General features: G+C 42.9%; 15 protein-coding genes. 10 read left to right on the forward strand and 5 right to left on the reverse strand.

Features of this window, described 5'->3' with window-relative positions:
• Positions 1-4: 4 nt before the first annotated feature.
• Entirely contained in the window at positions 5-952 is a 948-nt protein-coding gene (gene dmeF / locus P4S58_RS20060) for a CDF family Co(II)/Ni(II) efflux transporter DmeF (RefSeq protein WP_337165375.1), read from the reverse strand.
• A gap of 126 nt (positions 953-1,078) precedes the next feature.
• On the opposite strand from dmeF, the gene P4S58_RS20065 reads away from it, so the two are divergent.
• The 4 genes from P4S58_RS20065 to P4S58_RS20080 all read left to right on the forward strand — a co-directional run bounded on the left by P4S58_RS20065 (position 1,079) and on the right by P4S58_RS20080 (position 5,540).
• A complete protein-coding gene (locus P4S58_RS20065; protein ID WP_337165377.1) occupies positions 1,079-1,924 on the forward strand; it encodes a DMT family transporter in 846 nt (281 codons plus the stop codon).
• Positions 1,925-2,004: 80 nt separating this feature from the next.
• The gene (locus P4S58_RS20070) at positions 2,005-3,687 is read left to right on the forward strand and encodes an RluA family pseudouridine synthase (protein WP_102965180.1); all 1,683 of its coding nucleotides are present in this window, start codon (positions 2,005-2,007) and stop codon (positions 3,685-3,687) included.
• Positions 3,688-3,783: 96 nt separating this feature from the next.
• Positions 3,784-4,380, forward strand: coding sequence for a TetR/AcrR family transcriptional regulator (locus P4S58_RS20075; RefSeq protein WP_269348499.1), 597 nt, complete (start codon positions 3,784-3,786; stop codon positions 4,378-4,380).
• 125 nt (positions 4,381-4,505) lie between these two features.
• Positions 4,506-5,540, forward strand: a complete 1,035-nt coding sequence (locus tag P4S58_RS20080) for an NADP-dependent oxidoreductase (protein ID WP_337165384.1) — start codon at positions 4,506-4,508, stop codon at positions 5,538-5,540.
• 58 nt (positions 5,541-5,598) lie between these two features.
• Here P4S58_RS20080 and P4S58_RS20085 read toward each other — a convergent pair whose 3' ends face one another.
• The 4 genes from P4S58_RS20085 to P4S58_RS20100 form a co-directional block, all read right to left on the reverse strand.
• Complete coding sequence (locus P4S58_RS20085) at positions 5,599-7,341, reverse strand: SulP family inorganic anion transporter (protein ID WP_337165848.1); 1,743 nt, start codon at positions 7,339-7,341, stop codon at positions 5,599-5,601.
• A gap of 264 nt (positions 7,342-7,605) precedes the next feature.
• Positions 7,606-9,339 (reverse strand): toxin-antitoxin system YwqK family antitoxin, encoded by a 1,734-nt coding sequence (locus P4S58_RS20090; protein WP_337165385.1) that lies wholly within the window; start codon positions 9,337-9,339, stop codon positions 7,606-7,608.
• A gap of 3 nt (positions 9,340-9,342) precedes the next feature.
• Positions 9,343-11,649 (reverse strand): hypothetical protein, encoded by a 2,307-nt coding sequence (locus P4S58_RS20095; protein WP_337165387.1) that lies wholly within the window; start codon positions 11,647-11,649, stop codon positions 9,343-9,345.
• A gap of 257 nt (positions 11,650-11,906) precedes the next feature.
• Positions 11,907-13,676 carry a SulP family inorganic anion transporter gene (locus P4S58_RS20100; protein WP_102953698.1) on the reverse strand — a complete coding sequence of 590 codons (1,770 nt, stop codon included), beginning with the start codon at positions 13,674-13,676 and terminating at the stop codon, positions 11,907-11,909.
• 219 nt (positions 13,677-13,895) lie between these two features.
• Here P4S58_RS20100 and P4S58_RS20105 point away from each other — a divergent pair, with 219 nt between their 5' ends.
• The 6 genes from P4S58_RS20105 to P4S58_RS20130 all read left to right on the forward strand — a co-directional run bounded on the left by P4S58_RS20105 (position 13,896) and on the right by P4S58_RS20130 (position 18,656).
• The gene (locus P4S58_RS20105) at positions 13,896-14,552 is read left to right on the forward strand and encodes an HAD family hydrolase (protein ID WP_102962401.1); all 657 of its coding nucleotides are present in this window, start codon (positions 13,896-13,898) and stop codon (positions 14,550-14,552) included.
• A gap of 26 nt (positions 14,553-14,578) precedes the next feature.
• Positions 14,579-15,157 (forward strand): nucleotidyltransferase family protein, encoded by a 579-nt coding sequence (locus P4S58_RS20110; protein ID WP_102965177.1) that lies wholly within the window; start codon positions 14,579-14,581, stop codon positions 15,155-15,157.
• 93 nt (positions 15,158-15,250) lie between these two features.
• Positions 15,251-15,622, forward strand: a complete 372-nt coding sequence (locus P4S58_RS20115; protein WP_373279477.1) for a rhodanese-like domain-containing protein — start codon at positions 15,251-15,253, stop codon at positions 15,620-15,622.
• A gap of 510 nt (positions 15,623-16,132) precedes the next feature.
• Entirely contained in the window at positions 16,133-16,996 is an 864-nt protein-coding gene (locus P4S58_RS20120; protein WP_337165391.1) for a hypothetical protein, read from the forward strand.
• 154 nt (positions 16,997-17,150) lie between these two features.
• Positions 17,151-18,206 (forward strand): PIN domain-containing protein, encoded by a 1,056-nt coding sequence (locus tag P4S58_RS20125; protein WP_337165392.1) that lies wholly within the window; start codon positions 17,151-17,153, stop codon positions 18,204-18,206.
• A gap of 153 nt (positions 18,207-18,359) precedes the next feature.
• Complete coding sequence (locus tag P4S58_RS20130; protein ID WP_337165393.1) at positions 18,360-18,656, forward strand: hypothetical protein; 297 nt, start codon at positions 18,360-18,362, stop codon at positions 18,654-18,656.
• The last annotated feature ends 313 nt before the right edge of the window (positions 18,657-18,969 follow it).

Consider the following 18,969-nt stretch of genomic DNA (forward strand, 5'->3'; position numbering starts at 1 on the left):
GCCTTTAAAGCGGGTTTACTTCTAGCGTAAGGTGGTGGAGTCTATCAAACTCTTTCAACACCTGTCTAAAGTACAGTGCATCTTTATTCGACTCAGCAGACATTCGTATCGCCGCAGAATAATGATTCGCACTGACTTTCCACACGTGAATATCAATTACTTTTGCGCCTGCTTCAGTAAGTTTGGCGAGCACTTTCGTTTCATAGTCATGGCTGATATGAGCATCAAGCAAAATAGGCGCTGTTTGCTTCATTAAACCTACTGCCCACTTAGTAATCACAAGAGCACCAACAATACCCATGATTGGGTCTAACCACACCCAACCTAAATATTTACCTACTATCAAAGCCGCGATAGCCAATAACGAAGTTAACGCATCAGCCAGCACATGCATGTAAGCCGCCGTAAGGTTGTGATCATGATGATGCTCATGAGCATGGTCGTGATGGTCGTGATGGTCGTGATGGTCGTGATGGTCGTGATGGTCGTGATGGTCGTGATGGTCGTGATGGTCGTGCAATAAAAACATACTGGCGACGTTTACCACAAGACCTACGACAGCAACAATAATCGCTTCATTAAACTGAATACTTAGCGGGTTAAACAAGCGATGAATGGATTCTCCAGCCATTACTAACGCCACCAAACCTAAGCCGATTGCACTTGTGTATCCACCCAAAACACCAACTTTACCAGTACCAAAGGTGTACGCTCGGGTTTTCTCATGTTTACGGGCATAGCGATAAGTGAACAACGTGATACAAAATGCAGCGGCGTGTGTACCCATATGCCAGCCGTCAGCAAGCAAGGCCATAGATCCATAAAAACTACCCGCAACAATCTCGACAGCCATGGTGACAACGGTAAGTAGCAGAACATAAAGGGTACGTTTTTCACCTTTTTCGTTGGTGTATGAAAACGTCTGCGTTTGAGGACAACTTGGAGTTTGCATAATAAATACTTTGATAATCAAATTTTCTAAAGTGTAGTTAGTTTGATTATCAGAGTAAATTAAAGTTTGTTGTATACATGTGTTTAACCTTAAATTATCCAGAACATAGCAAGAAGGTTAATCATAGTGTCACCTGTTTTCTTAACTGTCGTTACCATGTTTGCTTTCGCAGCAAACTCCATTTTGTGTCGCCTAGCGTTGCAAGACCAAACAATTGATGCCACCACCTTTACTTACCTTCGTCTGGTTTCAGGGGCCATTACTTTGATTGTTTTACACAGTGTGATGGTGAAAAAGACAGAGAGGCGCTACCAGCCGATGTTCGCCATCAAAGCTGGATTGGCTCTGTTTACTTATGCATTGTGTTTTTCTATTGCCTACTTGGAGCTATCAACCGGAACAGGCGCTCTGCTTCTGTTTGGTACGGTGCAACTTAGCTTACTTGCGGCGCACTTTTTCCAAGGGAACAGAATCAACGCATTAGAACTTGTGGGTTTAGTTGTTTCTATATCCGGTTTTGTTTATCTCATGGCACCCAGCGTCACCAGACCCGATATTCTCTCCGCTCTGTTGATGATTCTTTCGGGGTTAGCATGGGCTGTCTTTACTCTGGTCGGCCGCAACAGCGGCAACCCTATTTCAGCCATTTCTCAAGGATTTTGGGTCGCTGGGCTACTTTGCGTATTACTGACACCGTGGATGGTGAACCTAGATTCAAGCTCCTCCAAAGGTATCGTCCTCGCTTTGCTTTCCGGCAGTATTGCTTCTGCTGCTGGCTACATTTTGTGGTATCGAGTGATCAGTCATCTGTCCATGTTGCAGGCTTCTGTCGCTCAATTGTCTGTACCTGTGATTGCCATAGCAGGCGGAACCCTACTGGTGGGAGAAACATTTACCCTGCACCTGACCCTTGTCAGCGCACTGATTCTAGGCGGCATCGTTTTGGTAATTATGGGGAAACAAACAAAATGATGGATTTTCCCTCTGCGCCCAGTAAAATTCCGCGCTTATATCTATCTAGGTTTTGTTGACCTAAAAGAGGTTCCAGCTTTATGAAGCACTCCGATCACTGTTTTACCCCATTTCAGACTGACATTTCTGAATACACACTACCGGAGCGTTTTACTTTTCCGTTTTGCTATGAACCTCATCCGCTAAGCGAAATCGCCGCCAAAGAGCTACAGCAACATATTGAAACTCAGACCGATTGGACACACCCTTTCGGGCTCACTGAAAATGAACCCGATTCTCACGGCAAAATGTTTGGCGTGTTAGTGGTACAAAATCAAAAAGGCGAACTAGGTTACCTCTCCGCCTTTTCTGGTCTGCTGGCGGAAAAGCTGCAACAGCCTCACTTCGTGCCGCCAGTATTTGATCGTTTTGAAGACGAGACCTTCTTCCGCTTGGAAGCCAATCAAATTGCAGAGATTAACCGCCAAGTTCGAGAGCTGAATGAGTCGCCAATTTCTGCGCAGTTAACTGAGTCGATTCAAGCTTGTCAAAAGCAAGCAGAGCAAGAAATTGAATCCCATCGTCAAGTGATGATTGAAGGACGCAAGCAGCGCAAATTATTGCGTCAAACACCGCCTAAAAACATGTCTAACGATGAGATAACTGAGCTTTTTGAACAACTTGCACAGCAGAGCGTCACTGAAAAGAATCAGCTCAAGCATCTCAAACAAAAGTGGGATAACGAGTTAGCACAGCTTCAAGCGGAACTTGAACAACACCAAAAGCAGCTCGATGAACTCAAAGAAAAGCGTAAGCAGCTTTCTGCTGCTTTGCAGAAAAAGCTGTTCTCGCAATATCAGTTTTTAAATCAGCAGGGTGATGAAAAATCGCTGGTCGACATCTTTGAAGGCACGGCGAACCCTATTCCACCAGCCGGTTCTGGCGAATGTGCGGCCCCTAAATTGTTGCAATACGCTTTTGCACACCAACTAAAGCCGATTGCATTAGCGGAATTCTGGTGGGGTCGTTCACCAAAATCTGAAATCCGCCAGCATAAGAAATATTATCCGGCATGTAACAACAAGTGCCATCCGATATTAGGCCACATGCTTGAGGGTATTGAACTGGATGACAATCCGTTGCTTGAAAACCCCGCTGACGGTAAAGAGATAGAGATCCTCTATCAAGATGAAGCGATTGTCGTCGTCAACAAACCCGCTGAGTTTTTGTCTGTACCCGGTGTGAATATCAAAGATTCGGTTCTAACCCGCTTAGAGGCAATGTTTACCGACGTAGAAGGCCCTTTTGTTCTGCATCGGTTAGATATGTCGACATCTGGAATATTAGTGTTTGCACTCACTCGCCGCGCGAACAAGAGTTTGCAAAAGCAGTTTATTACTCGCGGCGTTGAGAAGCGCTACGTAGCACTATTGAGCGGCGAACTGACAGCGGATTCTGGTGAAATAACCCTTCCTCTGCGTGGTGATTTAGATGACCGACCTCGCCAAATGGTTTGCTACGAGCACGGCAAACCAGCCGAAACCTTTTGGCAAAAAATCAGCAGTGATGAAGGCAAAAGCAGAGTTTACTTATACCCAAAAACAGGTCGAACGCACCAGCTTCGCGTGCATTGTGCTCACGCCGACGGCCTGAATATGGCGATTGTCGGCGATGACCTATACGGACAAAAAGATAAGCGCCTTCATCTGCACGCAGAAAGTCTGAGCTTTGATCATCCCTACACAAAAGAGCGTATGCACTTCCAAATCGATCCTGATTTTTAAGTTCAATTTCATTGAGCAAATAAGCGCAATTTGTGCTTTAAGGTTCATTTTAAAAATCACTAGACGACTGGTCTAATTTAAATTATATTGCCGCCCATGAACGAAAAATCACACGACACCAAACAGCATATTTTAGACATTGGCTATGAACTGGTTGCCAGCAAAGGGTTTACCGGTGTTGGCCTGTCTGAGCTATTGAAAAATGCTGAAGTACCGAAAGGTTCTTTCTATCACTACTTCAAATCCAAAGAACAATTTGGAGAAGCGCTGCTGCAAGATTACTTCAATCACTACCAGCAGAAGCTCGAAAACCTGTTCGCCAACAGTGATATGAGTGAGTATGAAAAGCTCATGCAATATTGGCGTTACTGGATGGAACAAAACAGTAGTGCGTGCCAAACTGGTAAATGCTTAGTGGTGAAACTCGCAGGTGAAGTCTCTGATTTATCTGAGCCGATGCGCTTGGCGCTGCATAAAGGCACAGACCGCGTGATTATTACCGTGGCAGAACACATTGAAAAAGGTATTCAGTCCGGCGAAATAAACGTAAAAGATAGCCGCCAAACTTCAGAGCTGCTGTACAACCTTTGGATTGGTGCAAGCTTAATAAACAAAATTCGTCTCGATGACGCGAGCTTAGTTCAGGCGCTAAAAGTAACCGAACAAGTTTTAAAAGGTGAACAGCTCAACTAAGCGATATCGACAACGGCTAACCTGTGCCGATTTAACAAATTCATCCGCTATTTCCGTAGCGGTTTTTTTGAAACGAACACTAGACGACTGGTCTAATTATTCTAGAAATATAAAAGGAAAGTTCAATGACTGACTCAACAAACCAACGTATCGTGTTGGCATCACGCCCTGTAGGTGCACCAACACCAGAAAACTTTCGCTTAGAAACCGTTGCTAAACCAGAACCAAAAGAAGGCGAAGTTCTACTGCGTACTATCTACTTATCACTCGATCCATACATGCGCGGCCGCATGAGTGATGCTGAATCTTATGCTGAACCTCTAGCAATCAATGACGTCATGATTGGTGGCACTGTGTGTCAGGTTGAAGCATCAAACAACCCTGATTTCCAGGTTGGTGAATGGGTTCTTTCATACACGACCGGTTGGCAGAAATACTCACTATCCAATGGCGCAGGCCTATTGAAACTAGGTGCGAACCCAACAAACCCTTCATGGGCGTTAGGTATTCTTGGTATGCCAGGCTTTACCGCCTACATGGGTCTTTTGGATATCGGTGCACCACAAGCGGGTGAAACCATTGTTGTTGCTTCAGCAACAGGTCCAGTAGGTTCAACAGTTGGTCAGATTGGTAAAATCAAAGGCTGCCGCGTTGTTGGTATTGCTGGTGGTGAAGAGAAATGTCGTTATGCAGTTGAAGTACTGGGTATGGACGCTTGTATCAACCATAAAGCGGAAGATTTTGCAGAGCAGCTTAAGGCAGCTTGTCCACAAGGTATCGATGTGTACTTCGAAAACGTGGGCGGTAAAGTATTCGATGCAGTTATGCCTCTGTTGAACACCAAAGCTCGTATGCCAGTGTGTGGTTTGATTGCTCAATACAACGCAACGTCACTACCTGAAGGTCCAGACCGTTTGTCTCAACTAACAGGTCTGATCCTGACTAAACGTCTAAAAGTTCAAGGCTTCATTATTTTTGATGACTACGGTCACCGCTACGGCGAGTTTGCTGCAGACATGAATAAATGGGTAGCAGAAGGTAAGATCAAATACCGTGAACAAGTTGAAGTTGGTTTGGCAAATGCTCCAGAACAGCTAATTGGCCTGCTAGAAGGTAAGAACTTCGGCAAGCTAGTGATTGAAGTCGCTAAACCGCTTTAATCTCAACATCCGAATACGAAAAGAGCCTGTAGATACAGGCTCTTTTTTGATTTGAAAATTAAGCAACTTCGGGAGTCGCATTGGTTGTATTCTCGTTTGGATCGTCTTCTTTCTGCACCGGTGGCACCTGACCTTCTTGAACCGCTTCTTGATAACAACCGCTGAGCTTAATCGCTAAATAGAGGTCGGCACGAAGCACTACCCCACCGTCACCAACAGGCACGCCCGTTAACTCACACCATTTACGTAGGCTGCGTTTTCGCCCTGCGATCACTAAGCGAATGCCTCGTTTTTTCAGAATCGACTGAACATCACCCAACATCGCCATCACACTGAGATCTAAGTGGGTAAAGCTGGAGACCGCATCCACCACCACACAAACAACATCACTGCCACCAGCTTCTGAGAGCTCCAATAGACGGCGCTTAAAGTACGGCGCGTTAAAGTAAGTGAGCGGAGAGTTAAAACGATAAATGATCAAACCCGGAATCGCTGTCGCTTTGCCTGAAGGATCAATCGAACGTACCGTACCCTTTTTATCCAAACCTAATACTTGGTCTCCCGGACGCATAACCACACGAAGGAACTGAAACAACCCCAACAATACCGCCAAAGTGATACCGGGAATAACGCCAATAACCAGCACTGACACCAACGTAATAGAAGCAAGATAAAACGCATCTTTATTGCGTTTGCGAAGTTGCCAAACCCCTTTTAAATCCAGCAGAGACATCGATGCAATAATCAGCACAACACCAAGTGCCGCAATCGGAATGTACTGTAATGGCTGATACGCGAATATCGCTATTGCCCCAATCACCGCCGCTGCAATCACTGAAACCAGTTGTGATTTCCCGCCGTTTGCATCATTCACTGCGGTGCGAGAATCTGCGCCACTAATCGCAAAGCCTTGCGAAAATGCAGACGCGAGATTCGCAAGTCCCAATGCCTGAAATTCTTTGTCTGCATCAATGTCATAGCCGTTTTTCGCTGCAAAACTACGTGCGGTCAGCATCATACTCACGAAGCTTACTACCGCTAAGTTAAGCGCTGGAACCACAAGTTCACGAGAAACACCAATATCAAATGTCGGAGCCTGAAACGCTGGCAACCCACCTTGTATAACACCCACCACTTGTACACCGACAGTGTCTAACTTCATCAGCCAAACCATCACACCAGTAATGAAAATGGCAAACATTGCTGCTGGCCATTGAGGTCGAAAGCGTTTTGAAGCCAAGTACACAACCACAGTCGTGGTACTGATCATCAAGGTTTGCCAATGAGGACTCATCAACAGTGAAGGAGTTTCATACAATCGTTCCAACAGATAACGCTGCTCAAACTTCAAACCGAATATCTTCGCAAACTGACCAACAATAATGGTCAACGCCACACCATTAAGCAAGCCAAGCAAAATGGGTCTTGATAGGAAATCCGCCAGAACACCCAGCTTGAAACGGCTGGCTAAAATACACCAGATACCGGTCATCGCCGTCATGGTCATAACAAGCTGCCAATGTTTAGTCGGGTCGCCTGCGGCTAAAGGCGTAACCACCGCAGCAATAACCGCACAAGTTGCGGCATCAGGACCAATGATTAACTGCCGAGAGGTTCCGAACAAGGCATAAACCAGCATAGGAAGCACACACGAATACAGACCAACAATCGCAGACACTCCAGTTAACTGCGCATAAGCAATAGCAACTGGCAAGGCGACAGCTACCACAGATAATGCGGCTCGGAGGTCATCTTTAAACCATGAACGTTCATAGTGTTTCAGTTGATTAAAACCGGGCATCCATTGTTCGATCGAAACGTGTTTCAATTGCTGTGTTCCTTACATCACATACTTAATTTCTCCATTAAGCATAACCTAAGTTGTTCAAACACTTCACATAAACATTGAAATAAAAATGCAATAAAAAAGCCTGTCATTGAGACAGGCTTAAAAAGTAATATTACTTTTGTATCGAAACTTGAACTCTCTTATAACGATCGCTGCAAACTGGTAATCAGAGACAGCACAGAAGTAAGTCAGCGACCTCTATAGGCAAACCTTGTATTAATTAAATAGTAGCGATTCGAGATCAAAAACTTCCTTCACTTCAGGATCCTGAAATATTACTTTCTGCTTCTGTCCATTTTCATCATAGAGCGTCACTTTTGCGAGTTTACCATCACGATATTGGAACTGCTTCCCCACGATTAGGCCACTCACATAGTGCTCTACTTTCGTTAATGCACCACTACCATTGGGATCCATGTGGTAACGAATTCCATGTAATTGACCTTCATCATTATAGTTACTACGGCCAATTTCATATCCACTCTTAGTTGTTGAAACCCACAAACCTACTCGATTACCTTGCCGATATTCCCCTTTAGATACGTAATTATTACTGTACCCCGTGGTCTCTAGCTCTAACCATGCTCCATCTTTGACACCCAGTTTATATATACCCGATTCAAGCAGTGTTCGATCATCATCATACCGCTCATATAACCCATCTAACTGTCCATGATGATAAGTTGCATGACTGATGACTGTACCATTCGAAGCCAGCTCTCGTTCTTCTCCGTGCTTCTTACCATACGCATCATAGATAACTGTGCGTTCACTATTGGGAGCTCTATAAAGCCAAGGTCCAATCTTTTCGCCCATAAAATATTGTCCCTGTTCCAAGGTACTTCCATCTTGAGCCTTACTTAGATACCTTCCATGCTGTAAACCATCGACATAGTAGCCAGTATTCGAAATTCGGTACTCAGAGCGGTCGATCTTCTCATACCAGATATGCTCCCCATATAACTTCCCATTACGAGTTTCTTTGCGAGCAATTAGCGTACCTTGGGGATCAAACTCTTCTTCGATTACTTGCCCTGCAAGAGTGTTTTCTCCCGTAAATATGCGTTCGTGCTGTATAAGTTGCTCATCTTGGTAGCGCCTCTTATCTTCAGTAACCCCTCTATCCGTATAACTCCATATCTGTTCGACTCTTTGAGCATTGTGATCATAAAAATAAGTTCTTTCCATTCGGCGACCGTTTTCATCATAGCGTTCACGCTCTTTCAGTCTGCCGTCTGAATAGAATGATTCTCGATTTCCTATAAGGGTATCCTGTGAATAGAACTTGCTCTCTGCAAGCGTCCCGTCGGCGAAATAGCGTGTTTGTTGGCCATGCTTTTTACCAGATTGGTAATGCTCCACTAAAACCAGAATGGCACCTTCTTCACCCCAGATTTTTTGTGGTCCATGTAATTGACCATCTTCATAGCTTCTTTGCTCAGATAGCACACCTTGTTGGGAATAAAACTTTTGTAAACCATGAAGCTTTCCGTTTTGATATTCGCTTTCTGTGGAAAGCCCGCCTTTACTATAAAAACTTAGTTCTGGACCATGTTTCACACCATTTATAAAATATGCGATAGAGCATATTTTCTCAGGAGTATTCTCAAAATAACCAACGACCTTGCCATTCCCCTGTCCATTCTCATCAAGTGAACCTTTCGACTGAATATCCCCATTTTTAAAATAGTAATAGTGGTCACCTATTAGATTTACCTCCGGATGAAAAATGGAATCTTGTGTAATCTTCGTTTTAAAACGCAGTTGATCATTTTCCTTGTAGTAAATCTCCGCGATCCAAGCCTTACCATCTCTATCTAAAGGAACTTCAATATAAAATGAAGCCGCTTCTTTACTTGTTTCCTTCCATTGTTCATCAAGCCAGACAATCTTGCTGTAGGCAAAAGGACTAAAACTAAGAGCAATAATAATTAGAGTTATTAAACGCATAGCTTATTGCTCCGAAGGGAAAGCTGGGAAAGAGTGCTGCCACTGCCGCTGGTACTGATATGGTTGCAGAGAAGTCATTTTCCCTGAAGTAACAACACCTGATACCACAAGGTATCCCTCATCGCTTAAAATACTGCTCAGTAACTCCTGACGAAATGGATTTACCCTATATCTATCTGGCGCACCACTGTTACTGAAGCTTTCAAAACCTGTAAGCTCCTTCTGAGCATTTAACACAACTAAAGAATTTTGGTCACGATTGTAGAACTTGAAACGTTGTACAAACGTTTCAATCGTCATAGAGAGAACATCGACGTTGGGGTCCAACTCATTTAAAGAATCAACGTTAATCAACCAAGGTTTGTTAGATACGGTTTGAGGAGTGAAATACGTTTCTTCTGGTCGAGAGTTGCAAATCAGTTCTGTAGTCACTTCTTTGTTATAGAAATTTCGGCGTATACCATCTTCTGTTGACAAGAAAAATTCGGATCTTTGACTGCCGTTGCGAAGCCACAAGACTGAATGATTATTAACTGAAAACCCTTTTGCAACCCTTAACTCACAGCTTTGTTGCCAGTCTTGAGGAAGGGTAAACTTTAACCCATATATATCCGACACGACTGGGAAGGCAGATTCAATAGAGAATGGCTCTTCGCTCTTAGGTAGCTCATTGGCATCGTTGATGGTTTCCACAAATGATGGATTGTTTGTATCTTCAAGATAAGAAAAATAATCCACAAATTGGACTAGCTGCGTGATGCTCTTGGCTGGGTCGGTATAGTCAATATAAAACTGTACGTTGTTGGGTTTCTGAGAAAATATCACTTCGAAGATAGAATAATCAAGATTCCAATCTTCACTGAAATCTAAAGAGTCAAATTGTTCATTAGAGATTAATGAACGTACTCGATCTAATGAAGTCACATAAGCATTTTTCGTCGTCCCTCCAGTTTCAACAACATATGGAGCAAGCCAGCTGTCTCCGCTGTGTTTGGCGACTATCAAGTAGTGTTCAGAGGTATCTGACACAGGAAGAATCCGAACATCAATCCCCTGTACATTCAATACTCGGTTCTGACCAGAAACCCACTCCACCTCCTCTTTAACTCTTTGGTGGTGTTGAATAGATACTTCCCCTTCAAACGCATGAAAATCATCTAATTTTTTCTCTGCATCCCAACCTAAAGGCAAGGCGGGAAAATCCAGAGAAACAATTCCATCAGATTCCCAAGACTTCCACTCTCTGTAATAGCCCTCTAACCAAAACTTTTGCTTGTCTCGCTGGCCGTTTTTATCCAGCGCATAAAGTTTATCCAGACTATAACTGTAATAATTCTCACCACCTTCAACGACTGATGGGTAAACCAACCTCAACCTATCTTTATCAAAATAAAAGGCACCTTTGGTATTTCCCACCAACTTGCCCGTTGGCTCTATATCAAAAATTTCATAGTCGTAAAATTTAGGTTCCGACACCACATTCTGAGATGAGTCCTGAAAAACATCATCTGCATAAGGAATGTCCTGTAGAGATAATTCTGAAACCGCTATTTGCGCATGTGTTAAAACATAAGTTGGATTGTACAAGTCAGGCAGATGTGCAGGTTGCTTTGATATCATTGATAAGCTCCGAACCCAACCATTTTGGCGATCAATGGTGACCTTAGCCACCACACCCGTTTGTTTGTCGTCAGAAAAAGCGTCAATGGTTGCCGTTATCACGTGTTCATCAATCAGTTCTACTTTTAATGTCGCGGGCTGTCCCCAAAAATCGTTTAGCGGTACCTGAGCCCCTACTTTCGCAGGGATGCTTTTCGCTATCATGGGTACAAACTTCATCACATCTAACTCTTGTACTCGATCTTCCTTATCAGCATCTTTCAGCTTATTCCATAGATCTTGATTGTTTGCTGAATAAATAGGGAGTTCCGTAGATGACCTATCCAATGACAAATTAAAGCCTTCTAACAGCAGCTGGCGAATATCTTTATATCGATTCGAAGTGTCATCAATCACACTATTAAAAGAACCATCAATCCCTTCGAGAGAAAAATAATCGTAACGCTGATCAAGACTTATAGCTTCAGGACGAATCCCGTCAACCTTAAACTGAGTTTGGTTAAGTTGTTTAAATAAAACAGGATTTTCCTCTAGATCGCGGCCTTCATAGACTAGGCGCTTTGTTAACTCTATTTGATACGTTTTTTCATCGCCCAGTTTCGGTTTATATGTAACGAAATCATCTTTCACACATCCCGATAAAAAGATTAATGAACAGAAAAACACCGCAAATTTAATTCGATTGATCATCCAATGATTACCTTAATTGAGTAGCAAAACTAACCAATAATCACTCATTGACTACGTTGTTTATTATTGGCTTTGCTATACGACAACCAAAGTCCGTACCAAGAATTTTGTTTAATACTTTCAATACTTTAAAATCATCGCCAAAAAAATAGCCTTCATCCAAGTAACTTTTAACCTGTTCAGGCAAAAACTTACTCGAATAAAGACCATTAAAACTGAGAAACTAAAGTGGTAGGTTCGCTTTACTTGGAACTTCTTTAAGCAACACTCGGAGCAACACGAATATCTTCGACTGAGCTATCGGGTTCTTTCTGAATTTCAGGGATGTGCCCTTCCCCAACAGCATTGAAATAACAGCCACTGAGTTTGATCGCCACGAACATATCTGCGCGTAATACTAGGCCACCGTCGCCGACGGGAATACCACTTAACTCACACCACTTACGCATACTTGGTTTGCGCCCAGCGACAACCAATCGGATACCGCGGCCTTTTAGAATTTTGTGCACATCGGCAAGCGTCGCCATAACGCTTAAATCGAAGTGAGTAAAACAAGACACCGCGTCGATAATAAAACACTTCTCTTCTGGGGCTGCCGCTTCCGAATGATCCAGCACTCGACGCTTAAAGTAAGGCGAGTTGAAGTAAGTGAGTGGAGAATTAAAACGGTAGATCGTTAAACCCGGAATCGGCGAAGCTTTGTCTGAGCTATCTAAAGCGCGCACGGTTCCTTCTTTATCTAAACCCAGAAGTTCATCAGTTGGACGCATGATCACTCGCAGGAACTGCACTAAACCTAGCAACACCGCCATGGTAATTCCCGGAATCACACCAATCACCAATACGCCGACGAAAGTAATCATCGCTAAGTAAAATGCGTCCTTGTTGCGGACCCTCATTTGCCAAATCCCCGATAAATCGACCAATGATGTGGCAGCAATGATTAACACCACACCCAACGCCGCAATTGGAATATAACGTAAAGGCTCGTAAACGAAGATAGCAATAACAGCCACTAACAGCGCAGCAATAATGGAAACCATTTGGCTTTTACCGCCGTTGGCATCATTCACTGCGGTACGAGAATCAGCACCACTGATCGCAAAGCCTTGCGAGAACGCAGAAGCCAAGTTCGCCAAACCCAATGCCTGAAACTCTTTATCCGCATCGATTTCGTAACCATTCTTGGCCGCAAAGCTGCGGGCAGTGAGCATCATACTCACAAAGCTCACCATAGCTAAGTTGAGCGCAGGCATCACCAGTTCACGTAACGTTGTCACTTCAATATTTGGAACGTGGAGCGTTGGCAATCCGCCTTGGATAGAACCAATCACCTTGACACCCTGTTCATCAAGTTGGAAAAACCACACCAATAAACTCGCAACACAAATTGAGATCATTGCGGCAGGAGAGCTAGGCTGAAACTTCTTAAAGCCAAAATAAATCACCGCCGTCACAACACTTATTGCAACGGTCTGCCAATGCACATCGAAGATAATCCAAGGCGTATCAATCACATTCTGCAGTAAGAATTCCTCAGAATTTTTAATCCCGATAAACTTCACCAACTGACCAAAGATAATGGTCAACGCCACACCATTTAATAGACCAATCAATATTGGACGAGATAAGAAATCCGCCAAAATACCGAGCTTGAAGCGGCTGGCTAAGATACACCATCCCCCTGTCATTAACGTCATCACCGTGACCAGTTCCATATGACGAATAGGGTCACCACCAGCTAATGGCGTAACGACCGCAGCAACTACCGCACAAGTAGCAGCATCAGGACCAACGATCAGTTGGCGAGACGTACCGAACAGAGCGTAAACGATCATTGGCAGGATGCAGGAATACAAGCCCACAATAGCTGACACACCCGTTAACTGGGCATAGGCAATCGCCACCGGTAACGCAACAGCAACAACAGAGACTGCCGCGCGAATATCATCCTTTAGCCACGAGCGGTCATAATTTTTGAGCTGGTGCAACCCTGGCACCCATTGCTGAATTGATGCAGATTTCAACGATTTTACCTTCCAAGACGGCTTAAGCCGGTATGTTGTTTGAAGCTGATCCCAAAAACGGGGGCGTAAGGATAACCCAACGCAAAAAATCTCTCTCGGCCTAATGCGTTACGTAAGAAAAGATAAGCAGACACTTTCAAGGCGATAAAAAAATTCTCACTTCAAAGTCAGAATATGGGAGAATAACGAGCTTCCGCACACCAGCTCAAAGTTGTAATAATGAAATTCAAAGCTGCTATTTTTGATATGGACGGACTATTGCTGAATACCGAGCAAGTCTGTTTAGAAATCTTCGAACAAGCCTGCTACGCAGTAGGCGTACCTTTCCACCGAGAGATTTACCTGTCTGTCATTGGCAAAAACGCAGCGGGAATAGAACAAACCTTACGTGAAGGTTACGGCCCTGATTTAGATTACCCAGTACTGCATCAAGAATGGCGTAAGCGCTACGATGCGGTTGTGAAGCACCAAGCGATTCCTGTCAAAGAAGGGGTTGTTGAACTTCTGCAATGGCTGAAAAAGAACAATATTCCTACCGCTGTCGCTACTTCCACTCAACGCGACGTTGCCACCGTTAAACTGCGTTTGGCTGAGCTTGACCAGTACTTCGATACCTACGCGACAGGCTGTGAAGTGAAAAATGGTAAACCAGATCCAGAGATCTATCTTCTCGCTGCTGAGCGTTTAAATATCGCCCCAGAGCATTGCCTTGCCTTTGAAGATTCGAACAACGGTGTAAAATCTGCGATGGCTGCGAACATGATCACTTATCAAATCCCTGACTTAGTCAAACCTTGTGACGATGTGCTGGCGCTCGGTCCATACATTCGCAACTCAATGCACGATGTATTAAGCGAATTGAAAGCGGCAAGCTAAGCAATAGACATTTAGGAAGCCCAAAGATGAGCGTTGTCGAGCAAACAAACCTACTGATAAAAGGTGATGAGTTCAGAATGGAATGTCTCACAGTGGCACGAATGCTTGCTTTACCTAACTGGTATCTCGCTGCGGGCTTTCTCAGAAATGCTATTTGGGATCATCTGCATTCCAAACCGGAAATCACACCACTAAACGACATTGATTTGGTCTATTTCGATACTGAAGATCTAAGCCACGATACTGAGCTTCGCTTTCAAAATCAGTTGAAGAGTTCACTTCCGCACATCAATTGGGAAGTCCGAAATCAAGCTCGGATGCACTTAAATCATGGTCATTCCCCATATCAAAGTACCGAACATGCCATTGCCCATTGGGTAGAAGTGCCAACCTGTGTTGGTGTTCATTTGGGCGTAGATGACCAACTCACTTTTTGTGCCCCTTTTGGCCTAGAAGAGAACTGGTCGCTAAACGTTGCTCTCAATCCACACTTCCCTCAACCCGATGCTTTTACTCAAAGAGTACACAAGAAAAACTGGCTTACTCTTTGGCCTAAACTCGTCTTAGAAGATGTGAACCCAGCCTCTATTCGAATGTTGGAATGAACACCCAAAAGCGCTTGAGGTTTTTATTGTCGAACTCGGAAAATTGCGTTCATAATGAGTTCAGTAGGATATCCACCAAGGAGATGTAAGGTTATGTGGAAAAAGCTATTAAGTGTACTTTTAGGTGGCGCAATGGCGTTACCAGCAGGTTCAGCTTTGGCATCACAGCGAGCTGATACCGCATGGGAACTGATTGAAAGTGGCGCACTGGTTGTTGATGTGAGAACCCCTGAAGAATTCGCTCAAGGTCACCTCGATAACGCGATTAATATTCCACTCAACACGGTTGAAACTGGTTTTGCAGATATCGCCAAAAATCGTTCTATTGTCGTTTACTGCCGCAGTGGAAATCGCTCGGGTATGGCGATGGAATCTCTTGTGAAACAGGGCTTCATCAATGTTCACAACGGTGGCGGCTTATCAGAAATGCAGGAAGCACAACTGAACCAAGCACCATTGAACTGATTATCTCTCTTACCAACTAAATCACTGCACCGTCAAAGAAGACCATTAATACTAATTGGTAATTTGTAAGTGCAGTGAAGACCGCGACAAACTGAACACACCAGCAGCTAACAATTCATTTCCTAGGTCACGTTTGCTACGAATAATTTGGTGAGTAATTTAAGCCGAATAGATATTTTTACAGCCATTCAACATCTCCAGTTTTCCGTACTGTTTTAACTAAATACTGCCCCAAAGTGCATCAACCTAAGATTTAGGACACATTTCTTTTATCATCATTTGACCTATTTATTCTAATAACTAAATATGTAGTTAGTTTTTATAGGATGATATACCGACAATGTCTTCATTTTGGATTTTGGATTTAATTTTTAATTTTTAATTTTTAATTTTTAATTTTTAATTAAAACAATATGATAACTGATTGTGTTCGTTGTTCTTCTTTATGCTTATATGGAATGTGTCTAGCTAAAAAATACTGTTATACCGTTTTTAGGCTCAGGAGGACATTTGGATATTTTTAATAATCGAGAGTTGGCTACAGCTACTCTGGTCATTGTTGTCTTCATTTGGGTTTCCATAAAAAGCAAAGAGGTTCTATCTGCTATAGAGTTAGTCCTAGAATCCTTTTGCCAAAAAGCCATACTGATAACCACTGGCACTCTGCTTTTATATATTTCAATTGTCGTATATTTACTTTATAGCATCGATGTTTGGAATGCAGGGCAACTTAAAAATACGATACTGTGGTTTGTGTTTATTGGCTTTGTTCAGCTTATGAATACGACTAAGATCACCGAACCCAAAGAGTACTTGAAAGCATCGTTAAATTCTCAGGTTAAGCTGATTGTACTAATTGAGTTCCTAGTAGCGTTTCACTCTTACGGCTTTATAACTGAATTATTTCTAGTAACGACAGCTACACTATTTGCGTGTTGTAGTGCTTTTGCCAAAGGTAAACCAGAGTATAAGCAAGCACAAAAAATATCTGACTATATTTTAGCCATAATGGGAGCTTTGATTTTCATCGACTCAATCTTAAATATATATAATGAGCCAGGTAAGTTTGTCAGTGTTGATACATTCCGAGATTTCTTGGTTCCGATGTTGCTGTCGGTATCTTTACTACCATATGTGTATGTATTTTATTATCTTTTGGCTTACGAGAGAGCGTTTGTTTTAACTCATATCTATACTGACTCTAAACAACTTCAACGGTACGCAAAAATACGCTCATTTGTTGCCTTCAAAGGGAAGCCTAGCCTTATCCATAAGTGGCTAATTTATTCTTGTATTCCAGAGTTTGAGTCAAAAAAAACGATCCAAGCTTCAATCGATAAATTTAAAGAGCAGCAGCGTGAATCAACGGTATAACAAACTGTTTCAGAGGGATTCGCAACGCGTGGCATTTACACTATGCGTTGGTTTTAGTGTTTAAGGTGGTACGCGTCGGCTTTGGTGTTGCGTCGCTCACCCCTTAACAGGGCGTTAAATTACTTTCAGGCTCCTACGAATAAGTAAGGATATTATGCAAACTAGGAACGTATTCATAGACACTCAGTCTTTCATGCAGCAGGGCTTTCGCTTTGATTCGGGTGTACTGAAAAAACTATCGAAGCTAGGAGAGTACTCCTTAATCAATATCTATATCTCCGAGATAGTTAAAGGTGAAGTTGAAAGTAAGCTGAATGATAAAAGCGACCAGGTCATCAATTCGAAAGATCGATTTACTAAGGATCTCGCATTTATTGAAAGCGGTGTACCAAATGAACTTGTTGAAGCCCTGAAAGATTTCAATGACAAGTTAATACAGGAGCAAGTCCACGCTGGTTGGAACTTGTTTTTGTTTCAAAGTAACGTAACGGTATTGGATGCAGACCAATGCAGTGTAAAAGAGCTTGTTTCAAGGTACTTTGGCGCTAAGTTCCCATTTAGTGAAGGGAAGAAAAAAGATGAGTTTCCTGATGCAATATCGTTATTGAGCCTACAAGCTTGGCTTGATGCCAATGAGCAGGAAGTTTATGTCATCAGCGGTGATGGTGATTTGATCGGTTACTGCGAGACATCAGAGCAGTGCCATAGCCTTAAAACTATCTCCGAGTTTCTCGAAATATACAACCAAGCAGAACAGCTACTAACTTCTGTGGTTCACGAGTGTATTGACAAAGACCTATCGTGGATAGAGGAGGTTGTTTCAGAAGAGTTCATGAACTCAGGTTTTGTTTTTGAGGGTAGAAATTATGCTGAAGTTACCGGGGTCGGATTAAATAGAATTAATATCGATGATATCCATGTCATAGAAGTCGATGAGCACAATGCATATGTTTCTCTACAAGTATCGTTCAATATCTTGGCAGATATATCTGGAGAAGACTATGAGCATGCAATTTGGGATGGTATAGATAAAGAGTATGTTTATATTCCTACTTTCACTAAAGAAATGACTTTTGATGAAACATATAACACTTCCATTGCGTTTTCTTACGACAAAACTAAGAAGGCTATTATTGAATTCACCGAAGTCAGTATTGAAGATGGTAGTGATTTAACTCTATATGAAGCCGATGAATTCCCGTATAAGTAATTTAACAAACTGTTCAAAAGGGATTTGCAACGCGTGACATTTTCACTATGCGTTGGTTTTTGTGTTTAAGGTGATTATGCAGGAGTTTCGCTATTGCGTTGCTCACCACTTGAGCGGGCGTTAGTACACACTATACAAACAAGGAAGAGATAGATGAATAAGTACACAAAGGAACAAAGCACAATCGTAGCGCTTTGGGTGTTAGCAAAAAGGCGAGAAAATGATCTTTGGCCAGCACCTCCAGTAGCAACAGCTCCTGAGTTAATAACACATATGGTTAATCAAGCGGGACCTTCTCATTCGAGTGATTCAATATTGCTGCATACACACGGCTATGACCGTTTATTATTGGGGCGAGATATCACGAAATCAGTCACATCTCTTCAAAAAGAAGTTGCTCAAGAGCTTAAGTTAGCAGGTGTTATCAATATAATTCACGACATTCATTAAGAGTTGTGCGCTAACAAACGTTTGAGGTTTCAAGATACTTTTTCTTATCTTAACCGTCCCACTTGGTCATTTGAACGAAGAAAGTTTTGTCCATAAACGATGTCTTTCTTCAAATTCTCTCAAAGCCTTGCAATTCAGTCTTCCTCCACGCATTTTAAACTAGCGGAAATTTGGCGAGGAGGAAGGTGGGAGTGCGAACTAGATCTACGCGCCAGAACTTATAGCTGTTGGCTAAGTGGACATGAAAGATTCATTTGGGGATGTGGTCGGTTCGTCGTTGAGCTCATTAAGTGGGCATCAAATAACAAACACA

Origin of the sequence: Vibrio sp. Hal054 (assembly GCF_037162405.1) — a bacterium.
In the GTDB taxonomy this organism is placed as follows: Bacteria; Pseudomonadota; Gammaproteobacteria; order Enterobacterales; family Vibrionaceae; genus Vibrio; species Vibrio diazotrophicus.

What these genes read in the sequence shown, in the direction of transcription:
- P4S58_RS20085 (WP_337165848.1), bottom strand. Translation starts at nt 7,341, where the DNA reads ATGCCCGGTTTTAATCAACTGAAACACTATGAACGTTCATGGTTTAAA.
- P4S58_RS20080 (WP_337165384.1), top strand. Translation starts at nt 4,506, where the DNA reads ATGACTGACTCAACAAACCAACGTATCGTGTTGGCATCACGCCCTGTA.
- dmeF (WP_337165375.1), bottom strand. Translation starts at nt 952, where the DNA reads ATGCAAACTCCAAGTTGTCCTCAAACGCAGACGTTTTCATACACCAAC.
- P4S58_RS20095 (WP_337165387.1), bottom strand. Translation starts at nt 11,649, where the DNA reads ATGATCAATCGAATTAAATTTGCGGTGTTTTTCTGTTCATTAATCTTT.
- P4S58_RS20070 (WP_102965180.1), top strand. Translation starts at nt 2,005, where the DNA reads ATGAAGCACTCCGATCACTGTTTTACCCCATTTCAGACTGACATTTCT.
- P4S58_RS20125 (WP_337165392.1), top strand. Translation starts at nt 17,151, where the DNA reads ATGCAAACTAGGAACGTATTCATAGACACTCAGTCTTTCATGCAGCAG.
- P4S58_RS20130 (WP_337165393.1), top strand. Translation starts at nt 18,360, where the DNA reads ATGAATAAGTACACAAAGGAACAAAGCACAATCGTAGCGCTTTGGGTG.
- P4S58_RS20115 (WP_373279477.1), top strand. Translation starts at nt 15,251, where the DNA reads ATGTGGAAAAAGCTATTAAGTGTACTTTTAGGTGGCGCAATGGCGTTA.
- P4S58_RS20110 (WP_102965177.1), top strand. Translation starts at nt 14,579, where the DNA reads ATGAGCGTTGTCGAGCAAACAAACCTACTGATAAAAGGTGATGAGTTC.
- P4S58_RS20105 (WP_102962401.1), top strand. Translation starts at nt 13,896, where the DNA reads ATGAAATTCAAAGCTGCTATTTTTGATATGGACGGACTATTGCTGAAT.
- P4S58_RS20075 (WP_269348499.1), top strand. Translation starts at nt 3,784, where the DNA reads ATGAACGAAAAATCACACGACACCAAACAGCATATTTTAGACATTGGC.
- P4S58_RS20090 (WP_337165385.1), bottom strand. Translation starts at nt 9,339, where the DNA reads ATGCGTTTAATAACTCTAATTATTATTGCTCTTAGTTTTAGTCCTTTT.